9 protein-coding genes are annotated in these 13,805 nt (G+C 38.3%); 2 read left to right on the top strand and 7 right to left on the bottom strand.

What is annotated here, in order from left to right:
* Nucleotides 1-380: 380 nt before the first annotated feature.
* Together odhB and ACSU6B_RS05470 are read right to left on the bottom strand one after the other, a co-directional pair.
* A complete protein-coding gene (gene odhB, locus ACSU6B_RS05475) occupies nucleotides 381-1,640 on the bottom strand; it encodes a 2-oxoglutarate dehydrogenase complex dihydrolipoyllysine-residue succinyltransferase (protein ID WP_410883428.1) in 1,260 nt (419 codons plus the stop codon).
* Between the two features lie 96 nt (nucleotides 1,641-1,736).
* Nucleotides 1,737-4,616, bottom strand: a complete 2,880-nt coding sequence (locus ACSU6B_RS05470) for a 2-oxoglutarate dehydrogenase E1 component (protein ID WP_410883426.1) — start codon at nucleotides 4,614-4,616, stop codon at nucleotides 1,737-1,739.
* A 170-nt stretch (nucleotides 4,617-4,786) separates the two neighbouring features.
* Between ACSU6B_RS05470 and ACSU6B_RS05465 the strand changes: the two genes are divergently transcribed.
* Nucleotides 4,787-5,671 carry a LysR family transcriptional regulator gene (locus ACSU6B_RS05465; protein ID WP_410883424.1) on the top strand — a complete coding sequence of 295 codons (885 nt, stop codon included), beginning with the start codon at nucleotides 4,787-4,789 and terminating at the stop codon, nucleotides 5,669-5,671.
* Between the two features lie 143 nt (nucleotides 5,672-5,814).
* On the opposite strand, the gene ACSU6B_RS05460 is transcribed toward ACSU6B_RS05465, so the two are convergent.
* The gene (locus ACSU6B_RS05460; protein ID WP_410883422.1) at nucleotides 5,815-8,115 is read right to left on the bottom strand and encodes a glycoside hydrolase family 3 C-terminal domain-containing protein; all 2,301 of its coding nucleotides are present in this window, start codon (nucleotides 8,113-8,115) and stop codon (nucleotides 5,815-5,817) included.
* 163 nt (nucleotides 8,116-8,278) lie between these two features.
* Between ACSU6B_RS05460 and ACSU6B_RS05455 the strand changes: the two genes are divergently transcribed.
* Nucleotides 8,279-9,514 (top strand): helix-turn-helix domain-containing protein, encoded by a 1,236-nt coding sequence (locus tag ACSU6B_RS05455; protein WP_439276538.1) that lies wholly within the window; start codon nucleotides 8,279-8,281, stop codon nucleotides 9,512-9,514.
* Nucleotides 9,515-9,661: 147 nt separating this feature from the next.
* Here the strand turns inward: ACSU6B_RS05455 and ACSU6B_RS05450 are convergent, their stop codons facing one another.
* The 4 genes from ACSU6B_RS05450 to mmsA form a co-directional block, all read right to left on the bottom strand.
* On the bottom strand, nucleotides 9,662-10,579 hold the full coding sequence (locus tag ACSU6B_RS05450; RefSeq protein WP_410883418.1) for a DMT family transporter: 918 nt from the start codon (nucleotides 10,577-10,579) through the stop codon (nucleotides 9,662-9,664).
* Between the two features lie 262 nt (nucleotides 10,580-10,841).
* The gene (sda, locus tag ACSU6B_RS05445) at nucleotides 10,842-10,967 is read right to left on the bottom strand and encodes a sporulation histidine kinase inhibitor Sda (RefSeq protein ID WP_142292227.1); all 126 of its coding nucleotides are present in this window, start codon (nucleotides 10,965-10,967) and stop codon (nucleotides 10,842-10,844) included.
* A gap of 50 nt (nucleotides 10,968-11,017) precedes the next feature.
* Nucleotides 11,018-12,133: a multiple monosaccharide ABC transporter permease gene (gene mmsB, locus ACSU6B_RS05440; RefSeq protein WP_410883731.1), complete on the bottom strand. Its 1,116-nt coding sequence runs from the start codon at nucleotides 12,131-12,133 to the stop codon at nucleotides 11,018-11,020.
* Nucleotides 12,134-12,254: 121 nt separating this feature from the next.
* A complete protein-coding gene (gene mmsA, locus ACSU6B_RS05435) occupies nucleotides 12,255-13,784 on the bottom strand; it encodes a multiple monosaccharide ABC transporter ATP-binding protein (protein WP_410883416.1) in 1,530 nt (509 codons plus the stop codon).
* Nucleotides 13,785-13,805: the final 21 nt, after the last annotated feature.

The raw sequence follows: 13,805 nt of genomic DNA, 5'->3' as shown, positions 1-13,805 counted from the left end.
TTCATTTAGAAAAACAAACTTGGTTATTTATTGCTGATCGAACTCCTCCGTATAGAATTCTCCCACAACATAATATTGAGTTTAAAAATTGTACCTTTTCTTTTGTTTAAATAGAATTTTATTTACAGTTGTTTTTGCTAAAATGAATAATTGTTATTTTCACAAATTCATTCCTTGCAAATAAAAATCTACTAGTAAATGCAAAAGGCGTTCATTTTGATAGGGACAAGTTGAGGTTAAAACGTACATTTTTTTGATATAAAAAAACGCCACCGTTAAGGTGGCGCAATGGTATCGGTTTTTCAACAGCCTGACAGACCTCAAAGGTCTGTTTTTGTTTGGTTTTTTAGAATTAAATTAAACAAGCAAATCAATAAGATTTATCCTTCTAATAGTAAAGAGTGAGGATCCTCCAACAATTCTTTCACTGCAACTAGGAAGCTAACAGCTTCTTTTCCGTCTACAATTCGATGGTCGTAAGAAAGGGCAATATACATCATCGGACGGTTTTCCATTCGTTCACGATCAATCGCTACTGGCCTTATTTGGATCTTATGCATACCGAGAATTCCCACTTGCGGGCTATTCAAGATTGGCGTTGACATTAATGAACCGAAAACTCCGCCATTTGTAATCGTAAATGTTCCACCTTGCAAATCATTTAAAGTAAGGGCATTATCACGAGCTTTTTTACCGAGATTACTGATTTCTTGTTCGATTTCGGCAAAGTTTTTCTGGTTCGCATTGCGTACAACCGGTACGACCAACCCCTCTGGTGCTGCCACGGCAATTCCGATATCATAAAACTTCTTCAAAATCAATTCATCGCCTTGAATTTCAGCATTTAAAAGCGGGAATTGCTTCAAAGCCGAAACCACGGCTTTTGTAAAGAACGACATGAACCCAAGACGAACCCCATGTTTTTCAAAAAAGGCATCTTTCCGCTTCGTGCGTAAATCCATGACAGCAGACATATCCACTTCGTTAAATGTAGTTAACATTGCCGCTGTATGCTGGACTTCTACTAAGCGTTTAGCGATGGTTTGACGCCGGCGGGACATTTTCACACGTTCTACTGGTTTGTCAAACTCTTCATCTATTTGTTGTACGACAGGTTTAGGGCTGGTCTTTTCCAACCTTGGTTCTTCTTTAACCGCAGGTGTATGTGTATATGCTTTTACATCCTCTGTTCTAACTCTGCCAAGTGGATCACGGCTGCTTACTTGATGTAAATCGATTCCCCGTTCTCTTGCCAATTTTCTTGCCGCTGGTGAAGCAATTGGACGTAGGGCTTTCGAAAGTTCTGGCTCAGGTTGGTTGCTTTGTTGATTATAAGTTTCTTCTGCCGGTCTTTCCGGAGCTGCAACTGGAACAGTTGGAGTGCCTGGAGTGGCTCCTGCAGCCGTATTCTCTTCGATAATCGCAATTACATCGCCTACTTCGACGATATCGCCCGTCTCTTTTAATAATTTTGAAACTATACCTGAGTATTCGGTATTTAATTCGATATTCACTTTGTCTGTTTCCAGTTCAACAACACTATCTCCTTTGGTCACTTTATCACCAATGTTAATGAGCCATTGTGAAATGGTTCCTTCTGTAATGGATTCTGCCAGTTCTGGTACTTTTATTTCTATCATGTGGTGTATCCTCCTAGGTATGATGGTAAGTCTCCTATTATGCTTGTATTTCAACTATCGTAATTTGTGAGTGATAATGGTTAGTTAGAACTAAAATCACTTTCTTGTTTCTGAGTATCTACTAGACTCTATATAGTTCAAAGCCTGTTGGATAATGCGCTCTTGTTCCTTTTTATGAACGATTGGATCACCGCCTGCCGTACTTGAACGCTCCTGACGTCCAATGTAACCAACTGTCAGGCTTCCGGGAGCAAGATCAAAGAGAATTGGGGCGATATAGTGCCACGCACCCATATTTTTCGGTTCTTCCTGTACCCAAATTATTTCCTTCAAGTTTGGGTAACGCTTCAAGATTGCTTCTACTTTTTCCTGAGGAAATGGATACAATTGTTCGATTCGAACGATGTGTAACTCTTCTAAGTTTCGATTTTCTTTCTTTGCATCGACTTCTACAGCCAAATCGATGGCCATCTTACCAGTTGTTAATACTAAACGCTTTACCTTATCTATCTCTTTTCCGAGCTGAGGCTGTTCCACTACTGTTTGGAAATGGCCTTCGCTTAGCGCAGTACCTGGAGAAGCGACCAACGGGTGACGAAGCAGACTCTTTGGCGTCATGATCACCAATGGCCGAACAAACTCTGTTCCTAAGATGGATGCTTGACGGCGTAAAATATGAAAATATTGGGCCGCACTTGTCAAGTTGGCGACTGTCCAGTTGTTTTCAGCAGCTAATTGTAAAAAGCGTTCCGGACGGGCACTGGAATGCTCCGGACCTTGGCCTTCATACCCGTGAGGCAACAGGAGGATAAGCCCTGATTTTTGCCCCCATTTTGCTCTTGCGGATGAAACAAATTGATCATAGAGGGGTTGTGCTGTGTTGGCAAAGTCGCCATATTGTGCTTCCCACATGACAAGTGTTTCAGGAGCAAATACATTATATCCATATTCAAAACCTACAACCGCTGCTTCCGACAGCGGGCTATTATGAACCGCAAACGAAGCTCGTGTTTGCGGAAGCTGGTGCAGTGGTGAATAGGTATCGTTTGTTTCCGTGTCGTGGAGCACAATGTGCCGCTGCGCAAACGTTCCACGCTCAGAATCTTGGCCGGTTAGACGAATCGGCGTCCCATCTTTTAACATCGATGCAAATGCCAGCACTTCTGCTACCGCCCATTCTACTTTCCCGTTCTCTTCTAGTGCCGAATTGCGGCGCTCCAGAATCCGCTTTAATTTTGGATAAACATGAAAACCATCCGGCCATTTCAGCAAATCTTGGTTTATTTCACGAAGGGTATCAAGGGGCACGCTTGTTTCCACCGGTGGAATTCCTTTGGCGATCACCCTCGGAACCTCTACTTCTGCAAGGGGTTCACTCTGCTTCTTCTCGGACGCTTTTTCAAACTCAGCTTGCAACATTTCTTGCACGCTGCGGTTAATGTGCTCAACTTCTTCTTGTTTGAGAATGCCACTATTTTGCAACTGTTTGGAATAAACCGCTCTTACCGTTGGATGGTTCGCGATTTTTTTGTAAACCTGTGGCTGGGTGACCGCTGCATCGTCCATTTCATTATGACCAAATCGCCGGTACCCAACTAAATCAATCAAAAAGTCCTTTTGGAACCGAGTTCGGTATTGATAAGCCAGACGAACTGCAGCCAGACATGCTTCTGGATCGTCCGCATTTACATGTACAATCGGAATCTCAAATCCTTTTGCTAAGTCACTCGAATATCTCGTTGAACGAGAATCGTGACTATCTGTCGTAAAGCCGACCATGTTGTTGGCAATGATGTGGATGGTTCCACCTATTCGATATCCTTTTAACCCGCTTAAATTCAAGGTCTCCGCTACAATCCCCTGACCCGGAAAGGCTGCATCCCCATGGACTAAAATCGCAAACGCCCTCTTAACATCCTGCTTAGGGTAACCGGCAGACTTTCGTTCTTCTTGGGCAGCTCTTGCAAAACCTTCGACTACCGGATCGACAAATTCAAGATGACTCGGATTATTAGCTAAAGTAATACGTGCGCGAACGTTTCCGGGGCCTTCCATGAATCGATTTCGCCCTAAATGGTATTTCACATCTCCAGTCCAGCCCTCACTAATGTCGACCAAATCTTCTGACGGACCCTGTTGTTTGGCAGACGAGTGCTGAAATTCAGAGAACATTTTTCTGTATGGTTTGTTTAACACATGCGCAAGGACACTTAGGCGGCCGCGATGCGCCATTCCAATCACGACATTATGCGCTCCATCCCCGACACCTTCGTGCACAGCTTCATTCAGCATGGGGACAAGCATGTCAACGCCTTCAATGGAAAATCTCTTTTGACCGACAAAGGTTTTATGCAAAAATTGTTCAAATCCTTCAACCTCTGTCAAACTCTGTAACAAGTTCGTTTGTTCTTCTTTAGATAAGGAGCGATGCAAGGAACCTGTCTCCACCATTTGAGTTAACCATGCTCGTTCATCCATATGTTGCACATGGTTAAATTCATAGGCTAGTGTTGAGGTATAAATACGCTTTAAATGGTTGATAGCATCCCATGCGGTTTGAATACCTGCTGGTGCCTCCTCCCAAACAAGTTTGGATGGAATCGCTTTCAGGTCTTGCTCACTTACCCCATGTTTTTCTGGATTAAACAACTCTTGATTTTGTGGATTCCCCTCTAATGGGTTCATGTTTGCCGCTAAATGACCGTTTGAACGAATATCTTCAAGCAGTTTTACCACTTTAAGTACTTTCTGTATATTTATGGAATTATTAGGATTGACAGATTCATTATTGATGGTTTCTTCGGTATGACTTGATTCAAAAGACAAAGGTGAGCCCCATTTAATAAAAAGCTCTTTTAATTTTGGATCAAGGGTGTCTTCCCCGTTCGTGTACCGCTCATATTGTTCGATTACATAGCCCAGGTTTGGACCATTAAATTTCCGCCATGGATTATGTTCGTTTTTTTGTACTCCCATTCCCAATTCCCCCATTGTTGTGTTACTTTATATGTTTTGTTTCGGACTATTTAGTGAAGTAATTATCAATTGCTTTAGGTTAAGGATAATGTAATAATTGAAATAAATAAAATGCTAAAAAATTATATTAATCTATAAAAAATATTTATATCAGATAGATGGGTGGAAAAATGGATTATCGTGACTGGGAAATACTAAAGGTGCTTTATCATCAAAAGAATCTAACAAAAACTGCTCGCCTCTTATTTCTTACTCAGCCCGCGTTAACGACTCGATTAAAGCATATGCAGGAAGAACTAGGCGTTAAAATCGTAACTCGTGAAAGCAGAGGAGTGCATTTTACCCCACAAGGAGAATATCTTGTTCATTGTGCTGAGGAGGCCCTTGCTCATTATGAAAAGATTAAAGAAAATGTCCAAAATATGAGTAATAATGAAAGTGACGAAGTGGTAGGTACGTTGAAATTGGGAGTATCCAATTTTTTCGCGAATTATGAACTTCCCTATGTTTTGAAATTATTTAAAATGCAATATCCACATGTGGAATTCAAAGTGGTTACAGGGTGGAGCAGAGACGTAACACAACTTATACACAATAAGGATGTTCATATCAGCTTTGTTCGAGGGGACTATGGTTGGCGGGGATTATCAAAACACCAATTATTTGAGGAAGACATATGCATTGCGTCAATGGATGAGATTGATATAACGGATCTCCCTCGTCTTCCTAGAATCGAATATAGAGGAGATTATTTATTAAAATCAGTAATTGATCATTGGTGGGGTGAAAATTATTCGCAAGCACCCTTTATTAGTATAGAAGTTGACCAAGTTGATACGTGTAAGGAAATGGTTATAAATGGTTTAGGCTATGGCATCCTGTCTAGCAGGGTTCTTACCGGCATAGAAGATTTACATAAAATCCACCTACTTGATCAAGAAGGAAATCCTATATTGCGAAGAACGTGGATGTATTATCATAAGGAATCTCTGGAATGGAATGTTGTTAAGGCATTTGTACGCTTTATTGAAAACTTTGATTGGAAGGACAATTGAATTTAACAAACTGGACAAAGGTTAGCTTAATCATAATAGACCACTCCATAAATAGCTGCTCCATTAAGAAAATCCTTCTAAAATGTATCATATTTTTTACCCCCTCCTCTAGTTGTGAGAAGGGGGTAAAAGTATTAATTTACCTATTTTTTTACAAGATTGGGTTCATTATTAGTGGAAAATCGATTTAACTGATCCATCAGATTTGTTAGCATTTCTTCTGTAAACGCACCCATGCTGAAGTTGACTAATGCACGGAGAGGCATATATTTCATCATGGCTTCCATCATTTCGGCAGCATCCCCTTCATTCGCACCTAAATCTGGGAATGGATTGTGTTTATTTATTAGTTCCGTTGCCAACGTCCCTAAAAGCGGGTCAGCAAGCAAATCACCAACTAGGGTATTGCGATGAACCTGCTTTTTAATGGAAACTGTTGATTGAACAACGATGCTATCTTTAAGGACAATCTCTTGCGACGATTCTCCTACTAAAATTTCAAACTCTCCTGTTTCCACATGCCAGTCTTTCATTTCCACATTATAGTAAGCAAATGCCCGGTTATTTAATAAGAACGTAACCGTTTTTTCCTCACCTGGCTGCAAGTCTACTTTTTCAAAGCCTTTCAGCTCTTTTTCAGGTCTGTTAACACTGCTCTTTACATCTTTTACATAAAGCTGCACAATCTCTTTTCCAGCTCGATCACCTGTATTTTTAACGATTACACTGACTGCCACAGTTTCGGTATCTTGAATCTCTGTTTGACTGATTGAAAGATTGCTATATTCAAAGGTAGTGTAGCTTAATCCAAATCCGAACGGGAATAGAGGTTCAACTTTTTTCGTATCATAGTATCTATAACCGACAAAAATACCTTCCTTGTATTCCACTTTGTCTCCTTCTCCCGGGAAGTTCAAGAAAGAAGGGTTATCGCTTAATTGTTTAGGGAACGATTCTGCCAATTTTCCGCTCGGATTTGCATCGCCAAATAATAAATCTGCGATGGCACCTCCAAGTGCTTGTCCGCCTAAATAAGATTCAAGTATACCTCTTACATTTCCAATCCATGGCATTTCAATCGGTGAGCCGTTGCTTAACACAACAATGATATTGTGGTTCACTTCCGCAACTGCTTCGACTAATACACGGTGGTTTTCCGGCATGCGCAAATGTTCGCGGTCATAGCCTTCCGATTCATAACGATCAGGAAGTCCGGCAAAAAGGATCACCGTATCTGCTTGAGCCGCCACTTCTTTTGCTTCTGCAATTAGCGCTCCATCGATTTCGTCAGAGTCGAGACTGTATCCTTGTGCATATAACACATTCGTGTGCTTACCAGCAGTTTTTTCGATTTCTTCCACAATGTTTTCAAGCTTTGTCGGTTTTACATGAGAACTTCCCCCGCCTTGATATCTTGGCTTTTTAGCAAATTCTCCAATAACGGCAATGGTTCCTTCTTTTTTCAGCGGAAGAATAGCTTCTTCATTTTTTAATAACACCATGCTTTCCCTTGCCATTTCTCTAGCAAGCTGGTGATGGGCATCCTTGTCATAGACAGCATTTTCTTTTTTATGATCAACGGCCATAAAAATAATCCGCAATAATCGTTCAACTGCTTTATTGAGTTTTTCTTCAGACAATTTACCGCTCTTCACAGCGTCGACAATCTTTTGGTCACCGATGCCATTACTAGATGGCATTTCAAGTTCCAATCCGGCTGCCAATCCTTCTGCACGTTCATTCACCGCACCCCAGTCGGAAACAACAAAGCCTTCAAAGCCCCATTCATCTTTCAGAATCTCATTTAACAAATATTCATTTTCAGATGCGTATTCACCGTTTACTTTGTTGTAGGAGCACATAACTGTCCATGGCTGGGACTGTTTGACCACGCCTTCAAAGCTGGCCAAATAAATTTCGCGCAATGTTCTTTCATCAACAACAGCATCCGTTGACATCCTGCGGTGCTCCTGGTTATTAGCTGCAAAGTGTTTCAAAGATGTTCCGACTCCCTGGCTTTGAACCCCTTTTACATGGCCCGCCGCCATTTCTGAAGCTAAATAAGGATCTTCAGAGAAATACTCAAAGTTTCTTCCACAAAGCGGTGAACGCTTAATATTCACTCCAGGTCCAAGCAAAACTGCTACATCCTCTGCCTGGCATTCTTCTCCTAGAGCTATCCCTACTTTTTCAATGAGTTCGCGATTCCAAGAGCTGGCCATTCCGGCCGCTGACGGAAAACAAGTGGCAGGAACACTGTTATAAATCCCCAAATGGTCTGAACCCTCTGCCTGCTTACGCAAACCGTGGGGTCCGTCTGTCACCATAAGAGATGGAATCCCTAGTCGTTCAATCCCTTTTAAATGCCAGAAATCTAATCCAGAGCATAGGCTCGCTTTTTCTTCTAATGTCATTTGTGAAATTAATTGTTTGATATCTCGCATTGTGAACCTCCTAATATGGTTAATAGAAAACGCTTTCTATTTTTATATTGTATTAATTTATCTCTGTTAGTTATGGTAATATTTATCGAAAAATAGTATTATCTTATTAACTAAATGAAATAATATTGAAATTCGTTTACTTTAAAAGGGGAACTAACTAAACATGCCATATCTTAATAGAGACCACTTAGAGTATATTTGCAGGCATATGAATGAGACTTTCAAAATTCCCTTTTTCCTACTTGATTCAAAAGGTGAATTACTTTTTGAATCATCATCAGGTTATAGACAAAACCCACTATACCATGCAAAAATAGACTATTTAAGTCAGCTAATGAAGAATGATGATTCATCAGAATACCCGATAATCAAATCGACTAAATTACTTGAAAATTACTTGATTGTTAATTTACAGGGTGGCGATACATTCCAAGGGAGTATTATTGGAGGTCCATCCGTTTTTACTAATTACTCTGAAGACATGATAAGAAGGATGAATCATGACCTTGGATTTTTTATCGATCAAGAGTTCATTATTCTTTACTATCAATCACTTCCAGTTATGAAGCTACATGACTTGACACGTGCCGGTATCCTTGTCCACTATATGATCTATCATCAATTACTTAATACAGACTATGTTATCAAACAAAATCAAATAATGGGTGATCAGGAGGTTCTTACTGAAAGTCCCGATTTGGAAATATCTTTAAGACGTCAAAATACTAAATTCCATCATGATTATTTAATTGAAAAGAAACTTTTTGGAGCAATAACAAAAGGAAAAAAAGAGGAACTGTTAAACTATTTGAACATCGCTAATGAAGAATTTGAATATGGAGTCCTATCAAAGAATAGTCAATTAAGAAGTGAAAAGAATTTAACCATTTCAGGCATTACCTTAGCCACTAGAGCTGCAATGGAAGGCGGTTTATATCCAGAAATCGCCTATTCCTTAAGTGATATATATATTCAAAGACTCGAAGAATTACAGGATATTCACGAGGTAAAGAAATTAATGGAAAAAGCATTTGCTGACTTTGCTGAAAGAGTTCATACCAGCCAAATTGAACAGTATTCTAAACCTATCTCACTCTGTCAGAATTTTATTTTTAACCATGTATATGAAAACATTACATTGTCTCAATTATCAGAACTGGTACAATTGACTCCAAATTATTTATCCTCGCTTTTTAAAAAAGAAACAGGAGTTTCTTTGAGCGAATATATTCAAAAAGTGAAAATAGATGAAGCAAAAAATTTATTAACATTAACTTCCTCTTCTCTATCCGAAATTTGTACGCTATTAAACTTTACGGATCAAAGCTATTTTATAAAAGTGTTTAAGAAATTTGCAGGAGTTACCCCCAAGCATTTTAAAGATAATCCTGTAAATTAAAGAGACCGTGTATATCTGCCACGGTCTCATCAAAAATTATAAATGAATCTGTGGTGTTTTTATCTCATATTCCCTTCCCATTTCTCAGGATGTATTGATATTTTTTGTGAAAGATCGATCTTTTAGACCAATCAGTTGGAGGACTCTTTACATTACCGCTTTATTTGACCCAGTAGAAACCATGGTTTTAGCCGATGGCATATTTGCAATAAATACGCCTAGTAATACCAAAATACCGCCAATGATTTGATTCAGCAAGATATGATTCCCTAAAATAAAATGAGAGGCTAGGATGGCGACAAACGGCTGGATATTCATGAACATTGAAGCTGTACCTGCACCAACTTTAGCTACGCCTTTATTCCACCAAAATCCGGCAATACCTTGCGCCATGATCCCAGCAAAAATTAACAAAATCCACATAAAAAGAGAATGGCTGATGACAGAGCCGCTCACAAAGTTTTCGACTCCGGCAGCAGGAATCATTAGTACACTTCCTAGTACGGTTGAGTATATTGTAATAATAAATGTGTTCATAGTTTTTGATAAACCTCGGATAAATAATATACTAATCGAGAGGCAAAGCATGGCGATTAGTATGTTAAAATCTCCCCATGAGATTCCCAAACCGCCATTTGCTACACCAATAATTGAAAAAACACCAATTAAACTAATAATGGCTCCTGCCGATTTTTTAACGGTAAACTTGACCTTAAAGATGATTCGTTCCAATAGAATTGTCGCTATCGGTGCCAAGGAAATTATTAATGAGGCGTTAGCTGGTGTTGTATGATGGAGACCCGTAAAGTAGAAGGTTTGATTTAACAGGGTTCCAAAGATTCCCACACCAATGAGGTATTTCCACTCTGAAATGGTGGGACGCTTCATTCCTTTATGAATCATGGCAACGATTATCAAAAAAAGTGAGGTAAAGCAAATTCGAACGGTTGATAAAAAAACTGGTGAAAATCCTTGTAGTAAATAGGAACTGACCGGATAATTACACCCCCATAAAACAGAAACCAAAAAGAGACTAATAAAAGCTTTTATCATACTACTCGACATTTACCATAGACAACCCTTCTCAAAATGTTTTTGTTGGTGACTTTTATTAGTATAGCATGGTATTTCGCTTATCGAAATACTTATCAATGGGAATTTTCATTTATCTTTCCTGACACTTCGTTTTATAGAGATTGATGGCGTAAAGGATCACGATTGTGAACTTGTTATTGCTTGGAAAAAAACAATATAAATCCAACTATTCTCAGCACTTTATAGATGTTATGATAAAAAGTTGACCCCTTTTATGGAGTCAACTTTTTTGTTAATTAATCTTAAATTGCTTTCTATCTAACTCATAAACTATTAAATCAATAAAGTCTTGTTGTAAATTTAACTCAATGGCTTTATTTAATGTTTCCAGCAATTGTGCAATGCTTAGTTTCTTCATTCAGAAACACCATTTAAAGATAGCGGTCTACTCTTATTTAATAAGGTATATTATGATGATTTGTTTTTATTATAAATATCAAAAGCTACTGCAGCTAATAATACAAGCCCTTTAATACCTTGCTGCCAATCTATTCCTAAACCTAGGATGGACATCCCGTTATTCATGACACCCATAACAAGTCCACCAATAATAGCCCCTGGAACCGTACCTACTCCACCATATGCTGATGCCCCGCCAATAAAACATGCTGCAATCGCATCAAGTTCAAAAAGATTTCCAGCTCTAGGTGTTGCAGCATTTAATCGAGCTGCAAATAGAAGCCCAGATAGAGCCGATAACACTCCCATGTTTACAAAGACCCAGAATGTAACCCGCTTTGTTTTGACCCCTGATAAACTGGCTGCTTTTTCATTTCCACCTATCGCGTAAATGTGACGTCCTGCAATTGTTTTTGTTGTAATAAATTGATAAGCCAATATTAATAAAGCCAAGATAACTAAAATATTAGGAATTCCTTCGTAAGTAGCAAGAACATACACAAATACATTAATTAAGGCAACTATTGCAATAATCTTCAAAATGAAAATTCCTATAGGTGAAACATCTAAATTGTATTTTATTCCAGCTTTTCTAATTTTCAATTCATTGAAGATTAGAATGACAGATAGCAGAGCTCCAATGACAAGAGTTAAAATATGAAGGTTCGCTCCACCAAACACATCTGGAATGAAACCTGAGCTAATTTTTTGAAATGTTTCAGGAAATGGGGCGATTGATTTGCCCTCCAACACAACCATGGTCAATCCTCTAAACAAAAGCATTCCTGCTAGAGTAACAATAAACGCAGGAATTTTGACATATGCCACCCAAAACCCTTGCCAAGCGCCAATAAGTGCACCAATTAATAATGAGATTATTATTGCGGCAGAGATTGGAACTTCATAATTAACCATTAAAATAGCAGATATAGCTCCGACAAAGGCTGCTATTGAACCAACCGATAGATCAATATGTCCGGTAATAATAACTAAAATCATACCTATTGCCAATACTAAAATATAGCTATTTTGCAAGATTAAGTTTGTAATATTTAATGGTCTTAATAAAATACCATCTGTTAGAACTTGAAAAAGAATCATAATTGAAACTAGTGCCAAAATCATACTGTATTGTCTCAAATTATTTTTGAAAAGTTGTAAAATGTGATTTACTTTTGGTTCACGAACTGCAACTTTCTCGTTTTCAGCCGTTTTATGCGTTAACGATTGCATGTTTTGCTACCCCCTAAACCATACTTTTGGTCATATATTTCATAATTCGTTCTTGAGTTGCTTCTTCTTTTAAAACTTCTCCTGTTATTCTGCCTTCATTCATTACATACACTCGATCACAAATCCCAAGAATTTCTGGCAGCTCTGAAGAAATGACTAAAATCCCTTTTCCATCTGCAGCCAACTGGTTAATGATTGTGTAAATTTCATACTTTGCGCCTACATCAATACCTCGAGTAGGTTCATCTAAAATCAGGATGTCAGGCTCTGAAAAGATCCATTTACTCAATACAACTTTTTGTTGATTTCCACCACTCAGATTTCCAGTTTTCTGATGAATACTAGGAGTTTTAATTTTTAATTTTTCACGGAATTTTTCCGATTCAATAATTTCTTGGTTCTTATTAATAACAAATTTGTTGGTTATCTTTTTAAGGCTGGCTAATGTAATGTTTTGTTTAATATCATCCATTAAGATTAACCCGTTAACCTTTCGATCTTCAGAAACATAAGCGATTCCATGTTCGATTGCCTGACTAACATTATTCAAATGGATTTCTTTACTATCTTTATATATTTGTCCCGTTATTTTCTTTCCATACGATTTCCCAAAGATACTCATTGCCAACTCTGTTCTTCCTGCCCCCATCAAGCCGGCAATACCAACAATCTCACCTTTACGAATATGAATATTCACATTATCAATTAATTTTTGATTTGTATGCATTTCGTGAAAGACATTCCAATTTTTCACTTCAAAAATAGTATTTCCAATTTTCGCATCCCTTTTTGGATAGCGATTCGTTAATTCTCTTCCTACCATACCCTTGATAATTCTGTCTTCTGAAATTTTGTCTATTTTCATATCTAGAGTTTCTACGGTTTGGCCGTCTCGCAAAATTGTGATGGAATCCGCTACTTTGGAAATTTCATTTAATTTATGCGATATAATAATGGCTGACATTCCCTGTTTTTTAAACTCTAATAAAAGATTTAATAGGTTTTCACTATCGTGTTCATTTAATGCAGCAGTAGGTTCATCCAATATTAATAATTTTACATTTTTAGATAGTGCCTTCGCTATTTCCGTTAATTGTTGTTTCCCTACACCCAAGTCTGCGATTTTTGTATTTGGTGATTCGTTTAAACCTACCTTTGTCAGCAGTTCTCTCGTCCTTAACACTGTTTCATTCCAATTGATAATTCCATTTTTCGCTTGTTCGTTACCAAGGAAAATATTTTCAGCAATCGATAGATATGGAATCAATGCCAGCTCTTGATGAATAATAACAATCCCTAATTCTTCACTTTGTTTGATGTTCTTAAATTTACAAACTTTCCCATCAAACAGAATATCCCCAGTATATGAACCATGTGGATAGACACCACTCAATACTTTCATTAAAGTGGATTTCCCAGCCCCATTTTCTCCACATAAAGCGTGAATTTCGCCCTCTTTTATCTTTAAATTTACATTTTGAAGTGCTTTGACGCCTGGAAACTCTTTTGTAATATTCCTCATTTCTAAAATTATCTTTGACATGTTTCACCACAACCTCGCAAT

It is taken from the genome of Neobacillus sp. C211 (assembly GCF_051842875.1).
In the GTDB taxonomy this organism is placed as follows: domain Bacteria; phylum Bacillota; class Bacilli; order Bacillales; family Cytobacillaceae; genus Neobacillus.
The sequence above is the reverse complement of the archived record's forward strand: the minus strand, read 5'-3'. Positions and strand labels throughout refer to the sequence as shown.